Here is a 26,139-nt window from a genome sequence, read left to right on the forward strand (position 1 = left end):
CGTTCGAGTCGGCGTCCAAGCCGGCATCCAAGGCATCAAGGCTGACCCTGCGCCTCCCGAAGCCGCGTATCCCGAAGCTGCCGCGCTCCCGCCGTAGCCGGCGGCGGATCGTCCAGGCGATCATGCTCGCCTGCGTGTTCGCGATCGCGCCCGCGACCTGGATGCATGTCGTCGCCGACAGCCGGGTCCGTACCGTCGCCGAAGTGCCCGCGCAGGATGTCGCCGTGGTCTTCGGGGCCGGGCTGTGGAAGGGCCGCCCCACTCCCTATCTCGCGCACCGGCTCGACGCCGCCGCCGAGTTGTACCGGACGGGCAAGGTCAGGGTCGTACTCGTCACCGGGGACAACAGCCGGGTCGAGTACGACGAGCCGGATGCCATGCGGACGTATCTCACCGCGCGCGGGGTGCCGGGCAAGCAGATCGTCAGCGACTACGCGGGCTTCGACACCTGGGACTCCTGCGTACGCGCGAAGAAGATCTTCGGGGTCGACCGGGCGGTCCTGGTGACCCAGGGCTTCCACATCCGGCGGGCCGTCGCGCTCTGCCGGGCGGCGGGGGTCGAGTCGTACGGGGTCGGGGTCGGCGAACCGCATGACTCGGTCTGGTACTACGGCGGTGCACGGGAGATGTTCGCGGCCGGCAAGGCGGCGCTGGACGCCACGTTCACACCGGATCCTCGCTTCCTGGGGGCCAGGGAGCCCGGTGTGAAGGAGGCGCTGGCCTCGGCCGCCCGCTGACCGGCGCGGCCGGCTCACGCTCGCGCGGCGACACGGACGGCCCGTCCGTCCGGAGACTCGCGTCGTCATCCACGGCAGGGAACAGTGAGCCGTATGGAAAACGATGTGGCAACCCTTCTCGCCCGGCACACCGAAGCGCTCGCCCTCTTCACCGAGCGAGTGCACGCCGTAGGGGCCGACCAGTGGGACGCTCCGACGCCCTGTACCGACTGGTCCGTACGCGATCTCGTCAACCACCTCACCGCGGAACAGCTGTGGGTGCCCCCTCTCGTGACCGAGGGAGCGGGCATCGAGGACATCGGCGACGCCTACGACGGGGACGTACTCGGCAGGAAACCGAAGGCCACCTGGGACGCCGCATCGCGCGCCGCCCGCAAGGCCTTCGCGGCCGAGGGCGCGCTGGAGCAGACCGTAGTGCTGTCGTACGGGGAGACCCCGGCCGTGGCGTACTGCGCGCAGATGATCACGGATGCCGTCGTGCACACCTGGGACCTGTCGCGCGCGCTCGGGGCGCAGGAGCGGCTGCCGGACGTGCTGGTGAGCTTCGCGCTGGAGGAGGTCACGCCGTACGCCTCGGGCCTGGCGAAGTCCGGCCTGTTCGCCCCGCCCATCGAGCCCCCGCCGGGCGACAGCCACCAGACCAGGCTGCTGGCCCTGCTCGGCCGCCGGGCCTGACGGCACCGCGGCTTGACGCACCGCGGCTCTGACGGCGCCGGGCCTCTGATGTCGCCGAGCCTCTAATCCGGGCCTCTGATGTCGCCGAGCCTCTAATGTCGCCGAGCCACAGGAACACCGAGGTGACAGGCGCCTCACGCGGCGGCGGGGCGCGGGCGGAGCTGGGCGTACCCGGCCCGTAATCGGGCGCGCCCGTCCGCGTAACACGGGCGTCGCACGCTGGCCGTATGCCCGATGTGCTCGACGACACCACCCCGACCCACTGCCCCTACTGCGCGCTGCAGTGCGGCATGAACCTGCGCGGCAGAGCCGAGGCGGTCGAGGTGGTGGAGCGCCCGGACTTCCCCGTGAACCGGGGCGCGCTGTGCGGCAAGGGCCGTACCGCGCCCGCGCTGCTCTCCTCCCGGGTGCGCCTGACCGAGCCCCTGGTCCGACGCCCCGCCACAGGCAGGCTCGAGCCGGCCACCTGGGAGGAGGCCCTCCGGACCGTTGCGACGGGACTGTCACGTACGCGGACGGTGTACGGCCCCGACGCGGTCGGCGTCTTCGGCGGCGGCGGCCTCACCAACGAGAAGGCGTACGCGCTCGGGAAGTTTGCCCGGGTCGTACTCGGCACCTCGCAGATCGACTACAACGGACGCTTCTGCATGTCGTCGGCGGCGGCCGCGCACCAGCGGGCGTTCGGTCTCGACCGCGGGCTGCCGTTCCCGCTGGAGGACATTCCGCGCAGCGGATGCGTGATCCTGGTCGGCTCGAACCTGGCCGAGACCATGCCGCCCGCGCTGCGCTATCTGACCGAACTGCGCGAGAACGGCGGCACCTTGATCGTCGTCGACCCGCGGCGGACCCGGACCGCGGAGCAGGCCGACCTGCATCTGGCGCCCCGCCCGGGGACGGACCTGGCGCTCGCGCTCGGGCTGCTCCATGTGGCGGTGGCGGAAGGGCGTACGGACGAGGAGTTCATCCGGGACCGTACGAGCGGCTGGGGAGAGGCCAGGGCGGCGGCCATGGCGCACTGGCCCGAGCTCGTCGAGCGGATCACGGGAGTCGGCGTGCCCGAACTGCGGGAAGCGGTACGGATGTTCTGCGACGCCGAGTCCGCGATGGTGCTCACGGCGCGCGGTCCCGAGCAGCACTCCAAGGGTACGGACACGGTGAGCGCCTGGATCAATCTCTGCCTCGCGACGGGCCGGGCGGGGCGCCCGTTCTCCGGCTACGGCTGTCTGACCGGCCAGGGCAACGGCCAGGGCGGACGCGAGCACGGCCAGAAGGCCGACCAGTTGCCGGGCTACCGCAAGCTGGACGACCCGGCGGCGCGGGCACATGTCGCCGGGGTGTGGGGCGTGACCCCGGAGTCGCTTCCGGGGCCCGGGCGCAGTGCGTACGAGCTCCTCGACGCGCTGGGCGGGGACGTGAAGTCGCTGCTGCTGATGGGCTCCAACCCGGTGGTCTCCGCGCCGCGCGCCGCGCACATCGAGGGGCGGATCCGCTCGCTGGACTTCCTCGCGGTCGCGGACGTGGTGCTGTCGGAGACGGCGGCGCTGGCGGATGTGGTGCTGCCGGTCACCCAGTGGGCGGAGGAGACGGGCACGACGACGAACCTGGAGGGCCGGGTTCTGCTTCGCCAGAAGGCGGTGCAGGCGCCGCCGGGAGTACGGAGCGATCTGGAGGTACTGAGCGCTCTGGCGGGACTGCTGGGTCACGAGAAGGGCTTTCCGGCGGACCCGGAGGAGGTCTTCGAGGAGCTGCGCAGGGCGTCGGCGGGTGGCCCGGCGGACTACTCGGGCATCACGTACCGGAGGATCGCGGAGGAGGACGGGGTGTTCTGGCCCTGCCCGGAGGACGGGACGGGAGCCCGGACCCACCCCGGTACGCCGCGGCTCTTCCTCGAGCGGTTCGCCACGCCCGACGGGCGGGCCCGCTTCATCGCCGTCGGGCACCGGCCCGCCGCTGAGGAACCCGACGCCGAGTATCCGGTGCTGCTCACCACCGGGCGGGTCGTCTCCCAGTACCAGTCCGGGGCCCAGACCCGGCGCGTGGACGAGCTCAACGCCGCCGCGCCCGGGCCGTTCGTCGAGCTGCATCCGCTGCTCGCCGAGCGGCTGGGGGCCGTCGAGGGCGAGCCGCTCGCGGTGGTGTCGCGGCGCGGGCGGGCCGTAGGGCCCGCGCGGATCACCACCGGGATACGCGCCGACACCGTCTTCATGCCGTTCCACTGGCCGGGCGAGGGCCGGGTCAACTCGGTGACGAATCCGGCGCTCGACCCGACGTCGCGGATGCCGGAGTTCAAGGTGTGCGCGGTGCGGGTGGAGCGGGTGCCGGGGTAGGGGTGCCTTTTCCAGCCCCGCCGGCGATTGAGGCGCGGGTTCCGGGGCAGCGCCCCGGTTACGGGAAGGGGCCCCGCAGCCGGCCCGTCCAGTCCCCGCCCTGGATCACCGTGCCCTTCGCCCGGAGCTCCTCCGCCACGCCCGCCGCCGCGACATACACCCACGCCCGTACCGCCGTGCCGTCCGGTCGCAGGACCTCGCGCGCCACCCGCTCGTACAGATTGCGCGGGTGGCCCGGCGCGACGTACTCCTCGAGGCGGTCGAGTACGGCGAGGAGCTCCCCGTACTCCCCCGGTGCCGCCGTCACCGCCTCGCCCGCGACCGTGCCCCCGCCGGGCTCGAGCAGGGCGTACGGGTAGCCCGGGCCCTCGTAGAGCACCGCGTCCGCGAGCAGCGCCGGCTCCTCCGCCGCCGTGCGGCCGTGCAGGAAGTGGTCGTGGTTGCACTCGCCGGGGCGCAGCGTCCCGTAGACGAAGAACGGAAGCTCCTCCCCGGGGCCCGGCCGCGTCACGGTGCCACGGTCTCCGCGTCGATCCACTCCAGATACGCCGCGCTGCCGGCCAGCACCGGGGTCGCGATGATCTCCGGGGTGTCGTAGTCGTGTGCCGCCGTCAGATGAGCCTCCAGCGCCGGGTAGCAGGCTTGTTTCGTCTTGAACAGCACCTGCCACTCCTCCGCCGTCTCGATCGCGTTCTGCCAGTGGTAGACGGAGGTCACAGGCGCGGACACCTGCGCACAGGCGGCCAGCCGGGCCTCCACCGCGCCGCGTGCCAGCGCCTCCGCCTTCTCCGCGCTGTCGGTCGTGGTCAGTACGGTGAGTACGGTCAGTGCCTGGGCCACCAACAAGCTCCTTCGGTTCGTCGGCCGTCGTCCGGGCCACGTCGTCACGGGCCAAAACGGCGGGACCATGAGTCCACTTCCGGCCGGTCAGGCCACCGTACGCACGGCTGTTGCGCAACGTCCCGGCATCCGTCGCCACGGCGGCGATCCGATCGCAGCTGATCTGATCCTCGGCCGTACCCACCCTGCCGCTCACACCTCGCCGTACGTCCCCTGCCGCTCACACCTCGGCGAGCGGGCCGACACGCCCGGCCGGCCACGACCCTTCACCCGTTCAGCACGTCGACCCCCGGACGCCATCCGATCCCCCATCACCCGCCGTGACCTGCGACGACGCATCATGTCCAGCGCGACACGCCGAGCGATGCCACCCGAACTGATGGATCATCAGCAGGCGTGGGCGACGGGCTGCGCCTTACCTCGGAGAGAACACGACACCGCACCAGCGCGCTCTCCCGGAGGACCGCCATGCGCACCACCGCCCGCCTGCTGACCGGTACCGCGCTGGCGGCCGCCATCATCGGACTCGGTGCCCAGGGGGCGTTCGCCGGGAACTTCGAGCCGCTGGAGATCTTTCCGTCGCCCGCCTCCGCCGGCGAGACCGTCACCGTGAGCACCACCGCCTGCGGGAACAACGGCCGCGGCGTCGGTGACGCACGGTCGCTCGGCGCCGGCGAGTTCCGGCTGTCGCCCGGTACGCACAAGGAGGTCGCGGTCGGCCGGTTCCGGGTCCCCCACGGCACCCATGCGGGGCACTACACCATCGACGTGACCTGCAAGAACGGCAGGACGGCCACCGGTGAGCTACATGTGCGGCACCACCCCGGACCGATCGGCCACGTGAACACGGGCGTCGGCGGCAGCGTCGGCCCCGACACCACCCAGATCGCGGCGGGTGTGGCCGTACTGGCCGCGGCCGCCGTCGGCGGGACCCTGTTCCTGCGCCGCCGGGCGAGCGGCGCGCAGGGCAGCTGACGGGCCGGTTTCCCACCGTCCCTCGTACCGCCGTGTCCCCGCTCCCGTCAGGCCCCGGGCAACCGAGCCTGCCGGGAGCGGGCGAGATTCGCCCGGAGGACCGATGACCGCCAGGAAGAGGGGTTGGGGCAAGGGCTGGGGCATAGCCGTCGCCGTCTGCGCCGGCGTCTGGCTGGTCCAGAACGGCGCCGAGAACATCACCCCGCCGATACCGTCCGCCGCCGAGGCCTTCGCGGCCGGGCCGGGCCATCACACGGACGCGGCCGCCGATCCGCTGCCGCCGTCCGCGCCCGTACGGCTGCGCATACCCGAGATCAGGGTCAATGCCCCGGTCATGCTGCTGGGGCTGGACAAGGACGGCAGCCTGGACGTACCGCCGGCCGCCGACCGCAATCTCACCGGCTGGTACAAGGACGGCACGGCCCCGGGCGCCAAGGGCACGGCGATCGTCGCCGGACATGTCGACAACGCGCGCGGTCCCTCCGTCTTCTACAGCCTGGGCGCGCTGAAGAAGGGCCACCGCATCGAGGTGACCCGCGAGGACGGCCGTACCGCCGTGTTCACCATCGACGCGATCGAGGTGTACGAGGCCGACGCCTTCCCGGACGAGAAGGTCTACGGGCCCAGGGACCGGGCCGAACTACGGGTGATCACCTGCGGCGGCGGGTTCACGAAGAAGACCGGCTACCAGGGCAATGTGGTGGCGTACGCGCACCTCATCGGAGTGCGGGAGCCCACGGCGACCTAGGTAGGTCTAAGGGGTGTCGGGGAAGTCCGGGTGGGTGAAGGTGGGGGCACCCCCGTGCCCGAAGGGCTACGGGGGAGGGTCGAGGGCCGAGTCTGGCAAGGCGGAGGAAGGAGTCCACGCGGAGCGTCGGCGACTGACGACAACGCAGCCAGGCGACAGCCATCGGCCCGCGACGCCGCCCGGACTTCCCCGGGGCCGCTTAGGCCGTCCACTGGTCGAAGGCGAGCTTGGCGACCAGCGAGAAGACGACGACGAGCAGGACCCCTCGGACGAACTCGCTGCCCTTCCTGAGCGCCATCCGCGCGCCGAACAGGGCGCCCGCCAGGTTGAACACCGCCATCAGCGCGGCCAGCTGCCACAGCACGCTGCCCTGGTAGGCGAACATCACGAGCGCCCCGGCGTTGGTGCAGACGTTGACGATCTTGGCGGTGGCGGAGGCGGTCACCAGGTCGAGGTGGAGTACGGCGCTGAGCGCGAGGACCAGGAAGGTGCCGGTGCCGGGCCCGAACAGGCCGTCGTAGAAGCCGATTCCGCCGCCCACGAGGACGATCGCGGCGATGGTACGGGCCCGGGTGACGGCGCCCTTGTCGGTGTCCGCGGCGGTGCCGAACGACGGGCGCAGCATCACAAAGGCCGCGACGCCGAGCAGCACCACCATGATCACGGGGCGGAGTACCTCGCTGCTGATCCCGGCCGCGAAGAACGCGCCGCCCATCGAACCCGCGAGCGCGGCGAGCCCGATCCGTACCGCCGTCCTCACCTCCACCGGAGCCTTGCGGGCGTAGGTGACGGCGGCGCCCGAGGTGCCGACGATGGCCACGGCCTTGTTGGTGCCGAGGATGTGGGCGGCCGGGACATGAGGCAGACCGAGCAGCAGGGCGGGCAGGAGCAGCAGCCCGCCGCCGCCCACCACCGCGTCGATCCAGCCGGCCGCGGCGGCGGCGAGGCAGAGGACGACGAGGGTGGTCAGCGATATGTCAGGCATGATCGCGACCCTAATCCAGCCCCGCCGGCGATCGAGGCGCGGGGCTCGGGCGGGGCTCGGGCGGGGCTCGGGGCGGGCCCCGACGTGACCCTCACACCACACCGTCGCCCGCGCTGAGCGCAGCGTTCCCCGGGGGAAACAGCCCCGCACCTGCCGGGTAACACCCGCACCGCAGGCTGCGGACATGGCAACTCAGATCGTGGTGATCGGCGGCGGAACGGCAGGCACCCGCCTCGCGCGCCGGCTCGCCGCGAGCGACGCCGCCCCCGGCCTCGGCACCGGCACCGGCACCGGCACCGGCGTCACCGTCACCGTCATCGGCGAGGAACCCCACACCCCCTACAACCGCGTCCTCCTCGCCGAAGTCCTCGCCGGCCGCTACGGCCCCGACGTCATCGCCCTCCCCACCACCCCCGTGCGCCGCGGCGTGCGCGTGGTCCGTATCGACCGCGCCGACCAGGTCGTGCAGTGCGACGACGGAAGCGTGGTGCCCTACGACCGCCTGGTGCTGGCGACCGGCTCCAACCCGGTCCTCCCGCCCCTGCGCGGGCTCGGCCGTGAGCTCCCCGACGGCGTTCACCCCTTCCGCACGATGGACGACTGCCTCGCGCTCGCCGCCGCCGTGCGCGAGGGCACCCGCGCCGTCGTCATCGGCGGCGGGCTGCTGGGCGTCTCGGCGGCCCGCGCGCTCGCCGAGCGCGGCGCGCACGTCGTACTGGCCCACCAGGGCGAGTACCTCATGGAGCGCCAACTCGACCCCGCCGCAGCTGAGTTGCTGCGCCACCACATCGAGTCGCTCGGCGTGGAGGTGCACACGGAGTGCCGCGTTCGCGGCCTGCGCGGTACGTCCGTCGAGCTCGCCGACGGCTATGTCCTCGACTCCGAGCTCGTCGTCCTCGCCTGCGGGGTACGCCCCCGGGTCGGCCTCGCACAGGCCGCCGGACTCGATGTCCGCCACGGCATCGTCGTCGACGACGAGCTGCGCACCTCGGACCCGTACATCCACGCCATCGGCGACTGCGCCGAGCACGACGGCCGGGTCTACGGCCTGGCGGGTCCCGCGCTCGAACAGGCCGATGTCCTCGCGTCCGTACTCACCGCGACGCCGGCCCGCTACACCGGCACCCGCGCGCTGACCCGGCTGACGCTCGCCGGGCACGGCCCCCTCGACCTGGCCGCGTTCGGCGAGACCACCCCGCTGCCCGGCGACGACGTCGTCCGGCTCGCCGACGCCACCCGTGGCGCGTACCGCAAGGTCGTCGTCCGCGGGGACCGGCTCGTCGGCGGAATCCTGCTCGGCGAACTCGGGGCCGTCGGCGAACTGGCCCGTACCTGGGAAGGCGACGAGCCGCTCCCCTCAACCCCGTTGCTGCACCTGCTTGGAGGCTCCTGAGATGTCGACGATGTCCACGATTTCCACCCCCACGATCGTGGTCGTGGGCCACGGGATGGTCGGCCAGCGGTTCCTGGAGGCCCTCGCGGAGCGCGGCCTGACCGGGCGGGCGAGGATCGTCGTCCTGTGCGAGGAGCCACGTGCCGCGTACGACCGGGTCCGGCTGACCTCGTACTTCTCCGGCCGGACCCCGGACGAACTCTCCCTCGTCGAGGGCGACTTCATCCAGCGCCACGGCATCGAGCTGCATCTCGACGACCCGGCCGAGACCATCGACAGGGCCACGCGCACGGTCACCTCGCGCACCGGGCTGAGCTTCACGTACGACACCCTGGTGCTGGCCACCGGCTCGTACCCCTTCGTGCCGCCCGTGCCCGGCAAGGACGCCGAGGGCTGTTTCGTCTACCGAACGATCGAGGATCTGCTGGCGATCGAGGAGTACGCGAAGACGGCCCGTACGGGCGCGGTCGTCGGCGGCGGGCTGCTCGGCCTGGAGGCGGCGGGCGCGCTCAAGGGTCTTGGACTCGAGACGCACATCGTGGAGTTCGCGCCCCGGCTGATGCCGGTGCAGGTGGACGACGGCGGCGGCGCGGCGCTGCTGCGCACCATCGAGCGCATGGGCCTGAGCGTCCACACGGGCACCGGCACCCAGGAGGTCACGGTCGACGACAAGGGGGCCGTCAACGGCATGGCCCTGTCGGACGGTTCGGTCCTCGCCACCGATCTTGTCGTCTTCTCGGCGGGGGTACGGCCCCGGGACCAGCTGGCCCGCGCGAGCGGCCTGGAGGTCGGCGCGCGCGGCGGCATCGTGGTCGACGAGCAGTGCCGTACGTCGGACCCGTCGGTGTTCGCGATCGGCGAGTGCGCTCTGGCGGCGGACGGCCGGGTGTACGGGCTGGTGGCGCCCGGCTACGAGATGGCCGAGACGGCGGCCGCGGCACTGGACGACTCGCTGGAGGGCGAGGTGAAGGCCTTCACCGGTGCCGACATGTCGACGAAGCTGAAGCTGCTCGGCGTGGACGTGGCCTCGTTCGGTGACGCGCACGGCACGGCCGAGGGCTGTCTGGACGTCGTGTACTCGGACTCCCGCTCCGGCGTCTACAAAAAGCTGGTGGTGGACCCGCAGGGCACGCTGCTGGGCGGCGTCCTGGTCGGCGACGCCGATGCGTACGGCATGCTGCGCCCGCTCACAGGCTCCGTACCGCCCGTCTCCCCCGAGCAGCTGGTGCTGCCGGCCGGAACGGGCGCGCCCGCCGCGCTCGGCCCGTCCGCGCTGCCGGACCACGCGGTGATCTGCAACTGCCACAACGTGACCAAGGCCGCGATCACCGCCTGCGCCACCCTCCCCGAGGTGAAGAAGTGCACCAGGGCGGGGACGGGCTGCGGCAGCTGCGTCAAGGTCATCGGCCAGCTGCTGCCGCAGTCCGGGGACAAGGGCCTGTGCGGCTGCTTCCCGTACACCCGGAGCGAGTTGTACGAGATCGTCCGCACCCTGCGCATCACCTCGTACGCCGCTCTGCTCGACAGCCACGGCCGCGAGGAGGCGCGCGGCGGCGACGGCTGCGAGATCTGCAAGCCGACGGTCGGCTCGATCCTGGCGTCTCTCGCCGGTGGCTACATCCTCGACGGCGAGCAGGCGGCGCTGCAGGACACCAACGATCACTTCCTGGCGAACCTGCAGCGCAACGGCTCGTACTCGATCGTGCCGCGCATACCGGGCGGTGAGATCACTCCGGAGAAGCTGATCGTGATCGGCGAGGTGGCGCGCGACTTCGGGCTCTACACCAAGATCACGGGTGGCCAGCGGATCGACCTCTTCGGCGCCCGGGTGGACCAGCTTCCCAGCATCTGGGGACGGTTGGTGGACGCGGGCTTCGAGTCGGGGCACGCGTACGGAAAGGCGCTGCGCACGGTCAAGTCCTGTGTGGGGCAGACCTGGTGCCGCTACGGCGTACAGGACTCGGTCCGGATGGCCATCGACCTTGAGCTGCGCTACCGCGGCCTGCGGGCCCCGCACAAGCTGAAGTCGGCGGTCTCGGGGTGCGCGCGGGAGTGCGCGGAGGCGCAGTCCAAGGACTTTGGAGTGATCGCCACGGCCGGCGGCTGGAACCTGTACGTGGGCGGCAACGGCGGCGCGACGCCGCGGCACGCGGATCTGCTGGCCCAGGATCTCTCCGACGCCGAACTGATCCGGTTGATCGACCGGTTCCTGATGTTCTACATCCGCACGGCGGACCGCCTGGAGCGCACGTCGACGTGGCTCGAGCGGCTGGAGGGCGGTCTGGATCACCTGCGGGACGTCGTGGTCCATGACTCGCTGGGGCTGTGCGCGGAGCTGGAGTCGCTGATGGCGGAGCATGTGACCGGCTATCGCGACGAGTGGGCCGAAACCCTGAACGACCCGGACCGGCTGCTCCGCTTCGTCTCCTTCGTGAACGCGCCGGAGACTCCTGACCCGTCGGTGCGGTTCGTGCCCGAGCGCGGGCAGATCAAGCCCGAACTTCCCGTCCTGACCCTGGGGGCAACCCGATGAGCAAGGTCCAACTCCGCCTGGAAGACGTCTGGTTCACCGTCTGCGAGGCGGCCCGGCTGACTCCGGGGAGGGGCGTCGCGGCGCTGCTCCCTGACGGGCGGCAGGCCGCGGTCTTCGCCGACCGCGCGGGGCGTACGTACGCGATCGACAACCGCGACCCGTTCACGGGCGCGTATGTCCTCTCGCGCGGACTGATCGGCTCGGCACCGGACGGACGGCCGTATGTCGCGTCCCCTCTGCTCAAGCAGCGCTTCGATCTGGAGACGGGCCTCTGCCTGGACGACGAGTCGGTTTCGGTGGCGACCTACTCCACGAAATGACAGCGGCTCCCCGGCCTGACACGTGAGGGCCTCACGTCCGGAGGCCCTCACGGCTGTTGGCGTGCGGGCCTCCGGCCTGGGCCGTGTCCATCCACGTGATGTCGAGGCGGCTTGACGAGACACGGGGGCCAGGCGCCTTGGCGAGCGCCGTCACCCCAGGCCGGACGCCTTGAACACGGCCCGCGCCTCGTCCCCCTCGATACGGTCCGCCAGACCCTCCAGCACAGCCGCCCCGGCCCGCAGCAGCCCGCGCTCGCGGGCCCGGCGCGCGCCCGTGTCCAGCTCGTGCCAGAGCATCGGACTGCCCGCGAGGACCTTGGGGTCGAGCTCGACGCGGTTGCCCAGCGCGTCCCGCAGCACGATCCGCTGAGCCACGCCGCCGCGGCGGCTCACATGGGTGAGCAGATCGGTGCTGACGCGGCGCTCGCCCAGCAGTCCGCGTACCGCGAGCCAGTGGTGGCCCGCGGTCACCCGGGGCGGGAAGAGGACCGCGAAGAGCACCAGCGCGAGCCCGCTCCACATCCCGGACCGCAGGGCGTCCAGCGTGCCGCCGGCGAAGTCGACGAGGTGCAGCAGTACGAACAGGCTCGCGGCGCAGAAGAGCGCGGCCCGCAGATCCGCGGCCCAGCGCTGGTCCCCCTGCGGCTCGCGGCGGGGCCGGGGCCGTCTCCGTAGCATCTCGGCGGTCGGTCCCTCGGGCACCGCATCGTCACCGCCCTGCGCTGCGTCGGGTGTGCTGTCGCGTCCCATGGCCGCGACGCTAGCCGGAGCCCGGGCGCGCGTGCCCACCGTTGACGGTGCGCTGATGGCGTTCCCCGGATCCTTGACGGCGTCCTGATGGTCACGCCGGGCGTCAACATCGCGTGAAGAGGGCCGGTGCGCGCGCCAAGGACGCGACAAGAGCGCGCGCGCCGCCAAAAACGCGCCCTCACGCTGGGGATTCCACTACCCGGAGGTGCCAGCACGATGACCGTTCTCTCCACGCCTCCCGGCGCGCCCCAAGAGGGGGCCGCGCCGGCGGCCCCGCCGCTCCCGCCGCCGAAGGTGCTCGCGGGCGACCGGCACCGGCTCACCGCCCTCCAGGGCCTGGCCGCCCTCTCCCTCGACGCGATGGCATCGGTGGCATACGGCCCCGAGGCCATCGTTCTCGTACTGGCCACCGCCGGCGGCGTCGGGCTCGGCTTCACGCTGCCCGTCACCCTCGCCATCGCCGGCCTGCTCGCGGTGCTCGTCGCCTCGTACCGGCAGGTCATCGCCGCCTTCCCGAACGGCGGCGGTTCCTACGCCGTCGCCAAGACGCATCTGGGCCGCCGCACCGCCCTGGTCGCCGCGGCCTCGCTGGTCCTCGACTACGTACTGAACGTCGCGGTCTCCGTCACCGCCGGCGTCGCCGCCCTCACCTCCGCCTTCCCCGCCCTCTACGAGGACCGGCTCATCCTCTGCCTCGGCGTCCTGGTGCTGGTCACGGCCGTCAATCTGCGCGGCATCGTGGACTCGGCGAAGGCCTTCATCGTCCCGACCGCGATCTTCGTCGGCTCGATCCTGACGATGATCGTCGTCGGTCTGTTCCGTGACGCACCCGCGTCCACCGAGGCGGCCCGCGGGCCACGCCTCCGTACTGACCGAGAACGCCACGACGGTGGGCGCGCTGCTCCTGCTGAAGGCCTTCGCCTCCGGCTGCTCGGCCCTGACCGGCGTCGAGGCCGTCGCCAACGCCGTCCCGTCCTTCCGCGCCCCGGCCGCCAAGCGGGCCCAGCGCACCGAGGTCGCCCTCGGCGGTCTGCTCGGCGTCATGCTGATCGGGCTGGCCGTCCTCATCGGCCGCTTCCACCTCCAGCCGGTCGAGGGCGTCACCGTCCTCGCGCAGCTCGCCGACGCCTCGCTCGGCCACAACTGGGCCTTCTACGTCGTGCAGTTCGCGACCGTCGTCCTGCTGGCGCTGGCCGCGAACACCTCCTTCGGCGGGCTGCCGGTGCTGATGTCGCTGCTCGCCCGCGACAACTACCTGCCGCATGTCTTCGGCCTCAAGGCCGACCGTGAGGTTCACCGGCACGGCGTGCTGACGCTCGCCGCCATCGCCGCGCTGCTGCTGGTCTTCTCCGGCGGCGACACCAACACCCTGGTACCGCTCTTCGCGATCGGCGTCTTCGTCGGCTTCACCATCTGCCAGACCGGCATGGTGATCCACTGGCGCGCGGATCGGTCCCAGGGATGGCGGTGGAAGGCCGCACTCAACGGCTTCGGAGCCGTACTCACCTGCGTCTCCGCGGTCGTCGTCACCGCCACCAAGTTCACCGAGGGCGCCTGGCTGATCGTGATCGCGCTGCCCGCCCTGGTGCTGCTCTTCGAGCGGATCCACCGGGAGTACGGGAGGATCGGTGAGCGTCTCGGCCTCGGCAAGGTCCCCGAGGCCCCGCACCGCGAGCGCTCCCTCGTCATCGTCCCCGTGTCGAATCTGTCCCGGCTGACCTGCGAGGCGGTGAACGCGGCCGTGTCCCTGGGCGACGAGGTGCGCGCCGTGACGGTCACGCACCCGGACGAGGAGGACCGCGAGGCGCTGGCCGCGCTGCGCCGCGACTGGGAGCTGTGGAACCCGGGCGTGGAGCTGGTGGAGCTGTCCTCCGAGCACCGCACGGTCGGGCGGCCCGTCTCGGAGTACGTACGCAAGGTGTACAAGTACCACCCGGGCACCCGGGTCACGGTGCTGATACCCGAGGTGGAGCCGGACCGGCTGTGGCAGCGACTGCTGCAGAACCAGCGCGGCGCGGTCCTGGCGCACGCGGTACGGCGCGACACGGACGCGGTGATCTGCCGCCTCCGCTTCCGCCTCGGGGAGCCCGGGAGCCGCTCCTAAGTCCGGCGATACAATTCAGGGGATGCTCGAACTCCCCGTCACCTGGTAACGGTCACACCTGGGCGAGTGGACCGCTGTATGTCACCTCTTGTTGACGTACAGTCAATTCGGCACTCCTAGGTTCCGGTAGCGCGCGACCCCGCGGCGCCGGCCGGTGCGGCGGGGTGGTCACCACCACCCTGGAGTGACAAGTGGAACGTCGCAGCTTCCTGCGCGGAGCGGTCATCGGCACTTCCGTCGCCGCCTTCGGCGGCACCCTGATGCGCGGTGCCGCATACGCGGCCCCCGCCCAGAACGGCCCCAGCCCGTACGGCCCGCTGGGCGCCGCCGACGCCAACGGCATCCAGCTGCCGAGCGGGTTCACCAGCCGGGTGATCGCCCGCTCCGGGCAGACCGTCTCCGGCACTTCCTACGCCTGGCACAACGCCCCTGACGGCGGCGCCTGCTTCGCCGACGGCAGCGGCTGGATCTATGTCTCCAACTCAGAGATCAACCCCGGCGGCGGCGCCAGCGCCGTGAAGTTCAACTCCTCCGGCACCATCACCAGCGCGTACCGGATCCTCTCCAACACCCGGCAGAACTGTGCCGGCGGCGCCACCCCGTGGAACACCTGGCTGTCCTGCGAGGAGGTCTCCCTCGGCTACGTCTACGAGACCAACCCGTGGGGTGGCACCAGCACCCGCAGAGACGCCATGGGCAAGTTCAAGCACGAGGCTGCCGCCGCCGACCCGGTACGCCACGTGATCTACCTGACCGAGGACGAGAGCAACGGCTGCTTCTACCGGTTCATCCCGACCACATGGGGCAATCTCTCCTCCGGCACCCTCCAGGTGCTCGTCGCCGGCTCCGGCACCTCCGGCTCCTTCACCTGGCAGAACGTGCCCGACCCGGACGGCTCGCCGACCGCGACTCGCAACCAGGTCTCCGGCGCCAAGCACTTCAACGGCGGCGAGGGCTGTCACTACGCAGGCGACACCGTCTGGTTCACCACCAAGGGCGACAACCGCGTCTGGCAGGTCAACCTGCTGAACAGCACCTACGAGCTGGCCTACGACGACAACCTGGTCAACCCCGGTCCCGCCCCACTGACCGGCGTCGACAACATCACCGGCTCCTCCTCCGGCGATCTCTTCGTCGCAGAGGACGGCGGAAACCTGGAGATCTGCATCATCACGCCGAACGACATCGTCGCAGTGTTCCTGCGGGTCACGGGCCAGTCCTCGTCCGAGATCACCGGACCGGCGTTCTCGCCCGACGGCCAGCGGCTGTACTTCTCCAGCCAGCGCGGTACGAGCGGCTCCTCGTCGGGCGGTATCACCTACGAGGTGACGGGACCGTTCCGGGCGTAGCCCGCGGCCTCCGCCGTGGCGCCGCCCCGCAGCAGGGCGGCGCCCAGCGGAGTGAGCGTGTGCAGGACCGCGTTGCCGTGGCGCAGTGTCACCACCAGGCCCGCCTCGCGCAGTACGGCCGCGTGCTGGCTTGCGGAGGCGAGTGACACCCCTGCCCTGCGGGCGAGTTCACTGGTCGTACAGCCGAAGCGGATGGCCTGCAGGACGGCCGAGCGGGTGTGGCCGACGAGCTTGCCCAGCGAAGGGCCGCCGGCCTCGCCGAAAGCGGGGCCGGCGCTGTGCGCGGCCGGATAGACGAGTACCGGCGGGAGCGCGGCGTCGCGGTATACCACCGGTTTGCCGCGGCAGAAGAACGACGGCTGCAGCAGCAAACCCCGCCCGCCCAGGTGCAGTTCGCGCTCGACGGGATAGTCGGCCTCCAGGACCGGCGGCCGCCAGCGCAGCACCGGCGGCAGCGAGGCGAGCAGTTCGTCCGCGCCGCCGTCGAGCAGCGCGCGGCCGCGTACGGCACGCTCCGCCTCGATCCTGGCCTGGACGTGCGGCCAGTACGGCTCCACGGCGGCCCGGTGGTAGCTGCGCAGCGCCCCGATGAGGCGGGCCAGCGGCTCGGCCCCGCCCTCGGCGAGCGCGGCGAGCCTGCCGGGCAGCACGGGCACGGAGGCACGGTCGGAGGCGGCCAGGGCCAGTTCGGTGTGCAGACGGCCGGGCGGCGTGGCACGCAGCGCCTCCAGTCCCGCGTCCATCCCCGAGCGGCCTTCAGGAGGTGTCAGAAAGTCCGGGAAATAGCCCCGCGGCGGAACCAGTGCGGCAAGCAGACGTGTTTCACCATTCAACCGGGCGCGGGTTTCCGAGCGCCATTCCCCGAAGACCTGTGCACCGCGCCGATCCCGCAATCGGTGAAAGCTGAGAATGGTTTCCCACAGAACATCAGGTCTCACCGCCATCCGCACTCTTGCTAGGTCGTCCCCAGTGAAATGGATACGCAGCACCGAACCCCCACCTGCTCCACCTGTTGCATCCGCAATCGCCCCCGATCACTGAGTATGCATGCCATCACAGGACGTTACCACGGTGTTTCAGCCACAGTTGAAACGCCTCGCGAGGGGTGGGTGCTAACCGAAAGGCTGTACGACGTCGGGCAGGAAACCTTCTGTCTCCGATGGACGTGCGAAGACCGTGGGGGGCTTTGCACGTCCGGCGGCGGGTGACAGAAGGTGCGGCTCCCTGCCCGGCACGGGTAATGGGGCGCGGCCCGCGGATGGGGATCCGCGGGCCGCGCTCCGCCCGTTTTCCGTACGACGCTCCGCCCCGTTCTTTGCGTGGCGATCGGCCTGTTCTTTGCGTGGCGAACGGCAGAAATTCGATTCCCGTGAAGGTCCGTAATTCAACAGGGAATCGGCCTTGCCGAAAAAGGCACACAGAAGGGGCGGGCGCCCCGCACAAGGCGCCCGCCCCTTCCCTTTCGGTGTTCCGGAGCCGCCACCGGGTCGGTGAGGGTGGGGTACCGACCGGGGCAGGCCCCGGACCCCGGCGACGGCTCCGGTGTCCTATCGGGAGTCGCTGCCCTTCGACTCCGCCGCCGCCCGGCCTGCCTCGAGGCGCGCCACCGGGATACGGAACGGCGAGCAGGAGACGTAGTCCAGGCCCACCTCGTGGAAGAAGTGCACCGACTCCGGGTCGCCGCCGTGCTCACCGCAGACGCCCAGCTTGAGGTCGGGGCGGGTGGCCCGGCCGGCCTCGACCGCGCTGCGCACCAGCGCGCCGACGCCGTCCCTGTCGATCGTCTCGAACGGCGAGACCCCGAAGATGCCCTTCTCCAGGTACGCGGTGAAGAAGCTCGCCTCGACGTCGTCGCGGGAGAAGCCCCACACGGTCTGGGTGAGGTCGTTCGTACCGAAGGAGAAGAACTGGGCGGCCTCGGCGATCTGGCCGGCCGTCAGCGCGGCCCGCGGCAGCTCGATCATCGTGCCGATGGTCAGCCTGAGGTCGGTGCCCGTGGCCGCCTGCACCTCGGCGATGACCCGGTCGGCCTCCTCGCGGACGATCTCCAGCTCCTGGACGGTGCCCACCAGCGGAATCATGATCTCCGGCCGCGGGTCGCCCTTGGCGTTCTTGCGCTCGGCCGCGGCCTCGGCGATCGCCCGAACCTGCATGGCGAACAGACCGGGGATGACCAGACCGAGACGTACGCCGCGAAGGCCCAGCATCGGGTTCTGCTCATGGAGCTTGTGCACGGCCTGGAGGAGCCGGAGGTCGTTCTCGTTGGCGTCCTTGCGGGCCTCGGCGAGGGCGACACGTACCGACAGTTCGGTGATGTCGGGCAGGAACTCGTGCAGCGGCGGGTCGAGCAGCCGGACGGTGACGGGCAGCCCGTCCATCGCCTCGAACAGCTCGATGAAGTCCTTCTTCTGCAGCGGCAGCAGGGCGCCCAGCGCCAGCTCGCGCTCGTCGTCGGTGTCCGCGAGGATCAGCTTCTCGACCATCTCGCGGCGCTCGCCGAGGAACATGTGCTCGGTGCGGCACAGGCCGATGCCCTGGGCGCCGAACCGCCGCGCGCGCAGCGCGTCCTCGGCGTTGTCGGCGTTCGCCCGTACGCGAAGTCGGCGTACCCGGTCCGCGTACGCCATGATCCGGTGCACGGCGGCGACCAGCTCGTCGGCGTCGTCGGCGCCCGCGTGCATCCGGCCCTCGAAGTACTCGACGACCGGCGACGGTACGACCGGCACCTCACCGAGGTAGACCTTGCCGGTGGAGCCGTCGACGGAGACGACGTCACCCTCCTCGATGACCCGCTCGCCGACCGTCAGCCGGCGCCGCTTGGTGTCGACCTCGAGCTCCTCGGCGCCGCAGACACAGGTCTTGCCCATGCCGCGGGCGACGACGGCCGCGTGCGAGGTCTTGCCGCCGCGCGAGGTCAGGATGCCCTCGGCGGCGATCATGCCGTCGAGGTCGTCGGGGTTGGTCTCACGGCGGATGAGGATGACCTTCTCGCCGGAACGCGACCACTTGACCGCGGTGTACGAGTCGAAGACGGCCTTGCCGACGGCCGCGCCGGGGGAGGCGGCGATACCGCGGCCGAGCAGCTCCGTCTTCGCCTGGTCGTCGAAGCGCGGGAACATCAGCTGCGCGAGCTGGGCGCCGTTGACGCGCTGGAGCGCCTCGGCCTCGCCGATGAGGCCCTGGTCGACGAGCTGGGTGGCGATACGGAAGGCCGCACCGGCCGTGCGCTTGCCGACGCGGGTCTGCAGCATCCACAGCTGGCCGCGCTCGATGGTGAACTCGATGTCGCACAGGTCGCGGTAGTGCGTCTCGAGGGTCTCCATGATCTGCATCAGCTGGTCGTACGACGTCTTGTCGATCGTCTCCAGCTCGGCGAGCGGCACGGTGTTGCGGATGCCCGCGACGACGTCCTCACCCTGCGCGTTCTGCAGGTAGTCGCCGTAGACGCCCTGGTGACCGCTGGCGGGGTCGCGGGTGAAGGCGACGCCGGTGCCGGAGTCGGGGCCGAGGTTGCCGAAGACCATCGAGCAGATGTTGACGGCCGTGCCGAGGTCGCCGGGGATGCGCTCCTGGCGGCGGTAGAGCTTGGCGCGCTCGGTGTTCCACGACTCGAAGACCGAGCGGATCGCGAGGTCCATCTGCTCGCGCGGGTCCTGCGGGAAGTCACGGCCCGCGTCGCGCGAGACGATCTTCTTGAACTGCTTGACCAGCTTCTTCAGATCGGCGGCGTCGAGGTCGGTGTCGACGGTGACCTTCTTGGCGTGCTTGGCCTCCTCGAGCGCCTCCTCGAAGAGGTCGCCGTCGACGCCCAGCACGGTCTTGCCGAACATCTGGATGAGGCGGCGGTAGGAGTCCCAGGCGAAGCGCTCGTCGCCGGACTGCTGCACGAGCCCGGCCACCGAGGCGTCGGAGAGACCGATGTTGAGGACGGTGTCCATCATGCCCGGCATCGAGAACTTCGCACCCGAACGTACCGATACCAGAAGGGGGTTGTCGGCCTGGCCGAGCTTCTTCCCCATCGTCTGCTCGAGGGCGTCGAGGTGCGCGCTCACCTCGTCCCGGAGCGCGGCGGGCTCGGTGCCACTGTCGAGGTAGACCTTGCACGCCTCGGTGGTGATCGTGAAGCCCGGAGGGACGGGCAGCCCGAGGTTGGTCATCTCGGCGAGGTTCGCACCCTTGCCACCGAGGAGGTCCTTGAGGTCCCTGTTGCCCTCGGTGAAGTCGTAGACGAACTTCTGATCTTTGTTTTCCGACACGGGTCTCGACTCCTCGAGGACTCGGTGGCTGCCCTGACGGCGAGGAACATACCCAGATCGAAGGCATCTGGGTACGTCCACTTGGCCGTCATACGGCTGTAACCACTCGTCCGCCAGTAGATCGAAAGTAACCAACGAGCAGTTGAACTGGACGCATTCATTCAAGATCCGAAGGCATCAGCACGTACAGCGATGACAACACGATCCAGCATCACGCAGAGCGATGAATTACTTGATCAATCGAACGAACGAGGGGTGGCACTTAGTGCCACCCCTCAGAAAGATGCAGTCGACGCCAAATCGCTCATCTGAGCGCCACCCCTATCAAGGGTGGCGAGAATCACGCGGCGGGAGGGCGTCCCGTCCCAGGATCCGGACCCGCGTAACACGCCGAAACACAACGGCTGAGGACAGCGAGATCCACCTCCTCCAGGCTCCGGGCGAAGACCCGGCCCGCCGACTCGGGCACCGGCAGCAACGATGGCACCACCAGCACCGCACACCCCGCGGCCTCCGCGGAGTTGCTGCCGTCCGGCGAGTCCTCCACCGCCACGCAGGCCCCGGGGAGAGCCCCGAACCGGTCGGCGGCCGCCCGGTAGGGATCGGGGTGCGGCTTCGTCCGTACGGTGTCGTCGGCCGAGAGCGTGAAGGAGAACGGCACATCGGCCAGCGCTCCCCCGACCACCGTGTCCACGACGATCCGCGGCGAGGCGCTCACCAGGGCGAAGGGCACCTGCCGCCGCTCCAGTTCAGCCAGCAGCCGCCATGCGCCGGGGCGCAGCGGGGCCCCGGCCTCGACCCGGCGGTGGAAGGAGGCGGTGAGGGTGGCACTCAGGGCCACCCCATCCGTCTCCCCGGCGCCGCTGACCCGCATCAGATGAGCGGCGGTGTCCTCCACGGCCCGGCCGACCACCTCCGGGGCGTCCGCGTCCGACAGCCGGTGGCCGAGCGAGGCGGCGACCTCTTCGGTCGCCTCCCACCACAGCACCTCGGTGTCGACGAGCGTGCCGTCCATGTCGAAGAGCACGGCCGCGGGGAGGGCCCCGGGCTTCCTCATGAAACCCCCGGCACGACGAGGACGGGCCGCTGCGCCAGGCCGACCGCCGCCCGGCCGCCGGGCACCAGCGCGCCCGCGTCCCGCGACGGCAGATCGACCTTGACCGAACCGCCGCCCGGCAGGTCGAGCAGCACCCGGGTGACGGAGCCGAGGAAGGACGTGGAGACGACCGTGGCCTCGCCCTGCGGGTCGGCGGTGACGGTGACGTTCTCGGGGCGTACCAGCACCTCGACCTCACTCGTCCCGGGCGCGTCACCGTCCACGGGCAGCCTGCTGCCCGCCACGTCGACCAGGCCGTCGTCCGTCATACGGCCCGGCAGCCGGTTCATCGTGCCGACGAACTCGGCGACGAACGGCGTGGCGGGCCGCTCGTACAGCTCGGCCGGTGCCGCGCACTGCTCCAGCTTCCCGGCGTTGAGCACGGCGACCCGGTCGGCCATGGACAGGGCCTCCTCCTGGTCGTGCGTAACGAAGATCGTCGTGATCCCGAGGGAGAGCTGCAGCCGCCGGATCTCCTCGCGCAGGCTGAGCCGCACCTTGGCGTCCAGCGCGGAGAGCGGCTCGTCCAGCAGGAGCACGCGCGGCTGAAGGGCCAGCGCCCTGGCGAGGGCGACCCGCTGCTGCTGGCCGCCGGACAGCTGGTGCGGGTAGCGGTCACCGTGCTCGGGCAGGCCGACGAGGTCGAGGAGTTCGGCGGCGCGGGCGTTGCGCTTGGCGGCGGGCACCTTGCGCACCCGCAGGCCGAAGGCCACATTGTCGCGGGCGCTGAGGTTGGGGAAGAGGCTGTACGACTGGAAGACCATGCCCGCGTCCCGGCGGTTGGCCGGTACCCGGGTGATGTCCTCGCCGTCGACCAGCACCTCGCCCGCGTCGGGCGCCTCGAAGCCGGCGACGACACGCAGTGCCGTGGTCTTGCCGCAGCCCGAGGGGCCGAGCAGGGCGATCAGCTCGCCCGGCTCGACGGTCAGGTCGAGGCCGTCGAGTGCGACGGTGGGGCCGAAGGCCCGGCGCAGACCGCGGAATTCGACGCGGGCTCCGGTCACGGCGGAGGCACCGGACCGTTCCGCCACGGCAGTTGCTGGTGCAGACATGGGTTACTGGTCCTTGCTGGAGGAGGGGGCGGCGGCCATGGCGTTCGCGGTCCGGGTGCCGTTCCCCGCACGGGAGAGGAGCAGCAGCAGCGCCCAGGTGAGCAGAAGACTGAGGATGGAGACGGCCACCGACATGCGCGCCTGCGCTCCGGAGACCGTGACGATCCACACCGCGAAGGGCTGGTAGCCGAGCAGCGCGGCGATGGTGAACTCGCCGAGCACCAGCGCCAGCGTGAGGAATGCGGCACCGGCGAGCGAGGTGCGCAGATTGGGCAGGATGACCCGGAGGATGACGTACAGCCAGCTCGCACCGCAGTTGCGGGCGGCCTCCACCAGTGTGGGTACGTCGATGGCGCGCAGTCCCGCGTCGAGCGAGCGGTACACGAAAGGCAGCGCCAGCACCGTGTAGGCGAGGACGAGCACGAGCGGGAAGCTCTCGTTCTGGACCGCCATGAAGGTCTGGTAGAGCGGGGTGCGGGACAGCTGCTCCGGGCCCCAGCGCAGCACCGTGGTGATCCCGGTGACCAGCGCGATCGGCGGCACCACCAGGGGCAGCATGCACATCACTTCGACGACGGGCCGCAGCCGGGGCGCGCCAAGACGTACGGCGACCAGCGCGGGCACGGCCAGCAGCAGGACGAGCGCGATGGTCGCGGCGGCGAGGCCGAGCGAGAGCAGCAGGCTGTCGGTGAATCCGTCGGCGCCGAGAATCCCGGTGTACGCCTCGAAGGAGACGCCCTGGCCCGGGGTGTGCACGGTGAAGACGAACGACGCGACGAGCGGCACGATGAAGTACAGCCCGGCGAGCGCCAGTACGAGCCCGCGCCAGACGCGCGGCCGTCGGCGGCGACGCTCGGCAAGCGTGCTCTGCGCGGCGTCGTTCCCGGCATCGGTCGTTATCGCAGCCATCGGGCACTCCGTCGCTGGAGGGGCAGATAGACCGCCATGACGAGGCCGGCGATCACGATCATGTCGAGGCTCAGGGCGAGCGCCACGTTCTCCTGGCCGACCAGCACATTGCCGGAGAGCGCGTCCGCGATCTTCAGCGTGACCAGCGGTACGGAGCCGCCGACCAGGGCGGCGGCGGTGGCGTGCGCGGCGAAGGCGCTGCCGAAGAGCAGCACGAACCCGCCCAGCAGGGACGGTGCGAGGACCGGCAGTCCGACCATGCGCCAGAACTGCCATCCCGTCGCTCCGGTGTTCTGCGCGGCCTCGCGCCACTGGGGACGCAGTCCGTCCAGCGCCGGGATGATCACCAGCACCATCAGCGGGGTGAGGAAGTAGAGATAGACGACGGCGAGCCCGGTGAAGGAGTACAGATTCCAGCCGAGACTGCCGAGGTCCGCGAGCTGCGTGACCACACCGGAGATGCCGGCGGTCGCGATGAACGCGAACGCGAGCGGTACGCCGCCGAAGTTGGCGAGCACGCCGGAGGCGGTGAGGGCCGCGCTGCGCAGCCACGTGCGGCGGGAGGTGACGATCGCCTGCGCGATCAGTACACCGGCGACCGAACCGATCACCGCGGTGAGCGCCGAGAGCTGCACGCTGCCGACGAGGGAGCCGAGATACGGGCCCTGCAGCGAGCGCTGGAGATGCTCACCGGTCAGCGCGGTGGCGCCGGTGGCCCGGTCGGTGCCCGTGACCGCGCCGTACAGCAGAGCGCCGACGGGAAGGCCGAAGCACAGGCCGGTGAAGACAAGCAGCGGAAGCGCGGCGAGCCAGGTGCGGGGGCCGGGCCGCCGGCGGCGGGTGCCGCCGGCGGGTCCGCTGGGGGACGGGGAGGGAACGGGCATCAGGAGAGGGCCTTGTCCCAGTTCTCGGCGAGGGCGGCCTTGGCCTTGTCGAGCTCCGCGGAGGAGGGGAAGGCCGGGGTGCCCTCGACCTTGGGGAGCTTGGCGACGGAGCCCTTGTCGGCGGTGCCGTCCGTGGTCATGACGGGCAGCAGTACGGGACGGGCGTACCCCTTCAGCCAGAGGTTCTGGCCCTCGGCGCTGTAGAGGAACTCCATCCACAGCCGGGCGGCGGCCGGGTTGGGGGCCTCCTTGTTGATCGCCTGCGAGTAGTACTGCGCGTAGACGCCGTCGCCGGGTACGGAGACCTTCCAGTCGACGCCCTTGCCGCGGAACTGGTCGGCGTAACCGGCGTTGAGGTAGTCCCAGTCGATGCTGATGGGGGTCTCGCCCTTTTCGACCGTGGCCGGGGTGGACTCGACGGGGATGAAGTTGCCGCTCTTCTTCAGCTCGGCGAAGAAGTCGATGCCGGGCTGGATGTCGGCGAAGGTGCCCTTGTTGGCGAGGGCGGCCGCGTACACGCCGCCGAAGGCGGAGCCGGACTTGGTCGGGTTGCCGTTGAGCGCGACCTTGCCCTTGTACTCGGGCTTGAGCAGATCCGCGAAGGTCTGCGGGCAGTTCTTGATGCGCTTCGCGTCGCAGCCGATGGAGACGTAGCCGCCGTAGTCGTTGTACCAGCGGCCGTCGGCGTCCTTCTGCGCGTCCGGAATCCTGCTCCAGGACTCGACCTTGTACGGGGCGAACAGGCCCTCGGCCGCGCCGCTGCGCGCGAAGGCGATGCCCAGGTCCATGACGTCGGGGGCGCGCTTCTGGCCCTTGCGGGCCTTGACGGCGGCGATCTCGTCGGCGCTGGAGGCGTCCGGGTTCTCGCTGCTGACCTTGATCTTGTACTTGGCCTCGAAGGCCTTGATCAGCTCGCCGTAGTTCGCCCAGTCCGGCGGGAGGGCGATGACGTTCAGCTTGCCCTCCTTCTCGGCGGCCGCGACGAGCGCCTTCATTCCACCGAAGTCGGCGGCCGAGGCACTGGCGTTCGCCTTCACCTTGCCGCCGGTGGCCTCACCGTCGGGCGCGGCACCGCAGGCGGTGAGGGTGGTGAGCGCGGCAGCGCCGAGCAGTGCGGCAGCGCCGAGACGGGTGGGTCTGAACACGGTCTCTCCCAGAGACGAGGTGCGGGGCACCTGAGGAACTTGTCTGAACAAGCTGGGTTCAGTTCGCCCGGAGGAGCTGTCCGGATCATGAACGCCACATGGCCGGAGCGGCACGGCTGCCGGAAGAGCCGACGCTGTCCCCGCACCGGTCAGGCCCGGCCCGCGGGACTGGACACGGTGGCCGTGCGGCCCGGTTAGGGTGAGCAGGGAATCGGAACACAGCGCAAGCGACTGCGCACAGTTCGGGGCACGGAGGGCGTTCGCGTGGGCACGGCGCGTTATCTGGAGATCGCGGAGGCACTGCGGCGGTCGATCCTGGGCGGCGAGTATCCGGTCGGGGCCCAACTCCCCTCGGAGAGCGACCTCGCGGCCCGCTGGTCCGCATCGCGGGGGACAGTGCGTCAGGCCGTCGCCGTACTGGCGTCCGAGGGCCTGATCGGCTCCCGGCAGGGTGCGCGCAGAATCGTACTGCGCCACGAACGCCGCCACAGCTTCGCGGAGTTGAACAGCTTCGCGCAGTGGGCGCAGGGCATGGGCTACGAGACCTCCAGCCACATCCTGACCCGCACCCGCCGCCCCGCGACCCCGACGGAGGCCTCCCGGCTCTCGGTCCCCGCGGGTTCGGGGATCCTGTACGTCCTGCGGCTGCGGCTGCTCGACGGCGAACCGGCCATGCTGGAACGGACGGCGTACGCGGAGTGGGTGGCGCCCGCGGTGGAGGAACTGGCCGAGGACTGCGTATCGATCATGAACAGCATCGCCGAACGGCAGGGCATCGTCGCCCAGTACGGCGAACACCTCATCGACGCGGTGCCGGCGGGGAGCGTGGACGCACGGATGCTACGGGTCCGCAGGGGCAGCCCGCTGCTGCGCCAGCGCCATCTGACGTGCACGGCGACGGGCCGGCCGATCGAGTGGACGGACGACCGCTATGTGGCGGGGAGTGTGACGTTCAGCGTGAGCAACTCCTCGGACACGGCCCCGCTTTCGCGCCACGCGGGCGACCTCTCAATCCCCTCCGGCGATTGAGGAGCGGGGAGCGGCACGGAGCCCCGGCAGGG

21 protein-coding genes and 1 pseudogene are annotated in these 26,139 nt (G+C 71.1%); 11 read left to right on the forward strand and 11 right to left on the reverse strand.

The window, feature by feature from the left end:
- Positions 1–41: 41 nt before the first annotated feature.
- The 3 genes from SLUN_RS12600 (at position 42) to SLUN_RS12610 (ending at position 3,739) form a co-directional block, all read left to right on the forward strand.
- Positions 42–737 (forward strand): SanA/YdcF family protein, encoded by a 696-nt coding sequence (locus SLUN_RS12600; RefSeq protein WP_371413910.1) that lies wholly within the window; start codon positions 42–44, stop codon positions 735–737.
- A gap of 93 nt (positions 738–830) precedes the next feature.
- On the forward strand, positions 831–1,412 hold the full coding sequence (locus SLUN_RS12605; RefSeq protein ID WP_108148575.1) for a TIGR03086 family metal-binding protein: 582 nt from the start codon (positions 831–833) through the stop codon (positions 1,410–1,412).
- Between the two features lie 227 nt (positions 1,413–1,639).
- Entirely contained in the window at positions 1,640–3,739 is a 2,100-nt protein-coding gene (locus SLUN_RS12610) for a molybdopterin oxidoreductase family protein (protein ID WP_108148576.1), read from the forward strand.
- A 58-nt stretch (positions 3,740–3,797) separates the two neighbouring features.
- Here SLUN_RS12610 and SLUN_RS12615 read toward each other — a convergent pair whose 3' ends face one another.
- Both SLUN_RS12615 and cutA read right to left on the reverse strand, forming a co-directional pair.
- Positions 3,798–4,250 (reverse strand): gamma-glutamylcyclotransferase family protein, encoded by a 453-nt coding sequence (locus tag SLUN_RS12615; RefSeq protein ID WP_108148577.1) that lies wholly within the window; start codon positions 4,248–4,250, stop codon positions 3,798–3,800.
- A complete protein-coding gene (cutA, locus tag SLUN_RS12620) occupies positions 4,247–4,579 on the reverse strand; it encodes a divalent-cation tolerance protein CutA (RefSeq protein WP_257153713.1) in 333 nt (110 codons plus the stop codon). The genes SLUN_RS12615 and cutA overlap by 4 nt, the downstream gene beginning before the upstream one ends.
- A 468-nt stretch (positions 4,580–5,047) precedes the next feature.
- Between cutA and SLUN_RS12625 the strand changes: the two genes are divergently transcribed.
- Together SLUN_RS12625 and SLUN_RS12630 are read left to right on the forward strand one after the other, a co-directional pair.
- Complete coding sequence (locus SLUN_RS12625) at positions 5,048–5,554, forward strand: GVDTG sorting domain-containing protein (protein WP_108148579.1); 507 nt, start codon at positions 5,048–5,050, stop codon at positions 5,552–5,554.
- 103 nt (positions 5,555–5,657) lie between these two features.
- A complete protein-coding gene (locus SLUN_RS12630; protein ID WP_108148580.1) occupies positions 5,658–6,302 on the forward strand; it encodes a class F sortase in 645 nt (214 codons plus the stop codon).
- Positions 6,303–6,501: 199 nt separating this feature from the next.
- Here SLUN_RS12630 and SLUN_RS12635 read toward each other — a convergent pair whose 3' ends face one another.
- Positions 6,502–7,287, reverse strand: a complete 786-nt coding sequence (locus tag SLUN_RS12635; protein WP_108148581.1) for a sulfite exporter TauE/SafE family protein — start codon at positions 7,285–7,287, stop codon at positions 6,502–6,504.
- Positions 7,288–7,471: 184 nt separating this feature from the next.
- Here SLUN_RS12635 and SLUN_RS12640 point away from each other — a divergent pair, with 184 nt between their 5' ends.
- Genes SLUN_RS12640 through nirD form a run of 3 tightly spaced genes read left to right on the forward strand, consistent with a single transcriptional unit; the run spans position 7,472 to position 11,533 of the window.
- Positions 7,472–8,680 carry an NAD(P)/FAD-dependent oxidoreductase gene (locus tag SLUN_RS12640; protein ID WP_108148582.1) on the forward strand — a complete coding sequence of 403 codons (1,209 nt, stop codon included), beginning with the start codon at positions 7,472–7,474 and terminating at the stop codon, positions 8,678–8,680.
- A gap of 10 nt (positions 8,681–8,690) precedes the next feature.
- A complete protein-coding gene (gene nirB, locus SLUN_RS12645; RefSeq protein WP_371413824.1) occupies positions 8,691–11,213 on the forward strand; it encodes a nitrite reductase large subunit NirB in 2,523 nt (840 codons plus the stop codon).
- Positions 11,210–11,533 carry a nitrite reductase small subunit NirD gene (nirD, locus tag SLUN_RS12650; protein WP_108148583.1) on the forward strand — a complete coding sequence of 108 codons (324 nt, stop codon included), beginning with the start codon at positions 11,210–11,212 and terminating at the stop codon, positions 11,531–11,533. Before nirB ends, nirD begins: the two co-directional genes overlap by 4 nt.
- A 150-nt stretch (positions 11,534–11,683) precedes the next feature.
- On the opposite strand, the gene SLUN_RS12655 is transcribed toward nirD, so the two are convergent.
- Positions 11,684–12,283: a hypothetical protein gene (locus SLUN_RS12655; RefSeq protein ID WP_306610689.1), complete on the reverse strand. Its 600-nt coding sequence runs from the start codon at positions 12,281–12,283 to the stop codon at positions 11,684–11,686.
- Between the two features lie 216 nt (positions 12,284–12,499).
- Here SLUN_RS12655 and SLUN_RS12660 point away from each other — a divergent pair.
- Both SLUN_RS12660 and SLUN_RS12665 read left to right on the forward strand, forming a co-directional pair.
- Positions 12,500–14,387: pseudogene (locus tag SLUN_RS12660) on the forward strand (APC family permease).
- Between the two features lie 191 nt (positions 14,388–14,578).
- A complete protein-coding gene (locus SLUN_RS12665; protein ID WP_108148584.1) occupies positions 14,579–15,736 on the forward strand; it encodes an alkaline phosphatase PhoX in 1,158 nt (385 codons plus the stop codon).
- Here SLUN_RS12665 and SLUN_RS12670 read toward each other — a convergent pair.
- The 7 genes from SLUN_RS12670 to SLUN_RS12700 form a co-directional block, all read right to left on the reverse strand.
- Complete coding sequence (locus tag SLUN_RS12670) at positions 15,706–16,725, reverse strand: ArsR/SmtB family transcription factor (protein ID WP_175314027.1); 1,020 nt, start codon at positions 16,723–16,725, stop codon at positions 15,706–15,708. The genes SLUN_RS12665 and SLUN_RS12670 overlap by 31 nt on opposite strands.
- Positions 16,726–17,283: 558 nt before the next feature.
- On the reverse strand, positions 17,284–19,992 hold the full coding sequence (ppdK, locus tag SLUN_RS12675) for a pyruvate, phosphate dikinase (RefSeq protein ID WP_108148586.1): 2,709 nt from the start codon (positions 19,990–19,992) through the stop codon (positions 17,284–17,286).
- A gap of 340 nt (positions 19,993–20,332) precedes the next feature.
- On the reverse strand, positions 20,333–21,049 hold the full coding sequence (locus SLUN_RS12680; RefSeq protein WP_108148587.1) for an HAD family hydrolase: 717 nt from the start codon (positions 21,047–21,049) through the stop codon (positions 20,333–20,335).
- On the reverse strand, positions 21,046–22,140 hold the full coding sequence (locus SLUN_RS12685; RefSeq protein WP_108148588.1) for an ABC transporter ATP-binding protein: 1,095 nt from the start codon (positions 22,138–22,140) through the stop codon (positions 21,046–21,048). Before SLUN_RS12685 ends, SLUN_RS12680 begins: the two co-directional genes overlap by 4 nt.
- 3 nt (positions 22,141–22,143) lie before the next feature.
- Positions 22,144–23,049, reverse strand: a complete 906-nt coding sequence (locus SLUN_RS12690) for an ABC transporter permease (protein WP_108148589.1) — start codon at positions 23,047–23,049, stop codon at positions 22,144–22,146.
- Entirely contained in the window at positions 23,037–23,933 is an 897-nt protein-coding gene (locus SLUN_RS12695) for an ABC transporter permease (RefSeq protein ID WP_108148590.1), read from the reverse strand. The genes SLUN_RS12690 and SLUN_RS12695 overlap by 13 nt, the downstream gene beginning before the upstream one ends.
- A complete protein-coding gene (locus tag SLUN_RS12700; RefSeq protein ID WP_108148591.1) occupies positions 23,933–25,078 on the reverse strand; it encodes an ABC transporter substrate-binding protein in 1,146 nt (381 codons plus the stop codon). The genes SLUN_RS12695 and SLUN_RS12700 overlap by 1 nt, the downstream gene beginning before the upstream one ends.
- Positions 25,079–25,342: 264 nt before the next feature.
- On the opposite strand from SLUN_RS12700, the gene SLUN_RS12705 reads away from it, so the two are divergent.
- Positions 25,343–26,107 carry a GntR family transcriptional regulator gene (locus SLUN_RS12705; RefSeq protein WP_108148592.1) on the forward strand — a complete coding sequence of 255 codons (765 nt, stop codon included), beginning with the start codon at positions 25,343–25,345 and terminating at the stop codon, positions 26,105–26,107.
- Positions 26,108–26,139 lie beyond the last annotated feature (32 nt).

It is taken from the genome of Streptomyces lunaelactis, assembly GCF_003054555.1.
Taxonomy (GTDB): domain Bacteria; phylum Actinomycetota; class Actinomycetes; order Streptomycetales; family Streptomycetaceae; genus Streptomyces; species Streptomyces lunaelactis.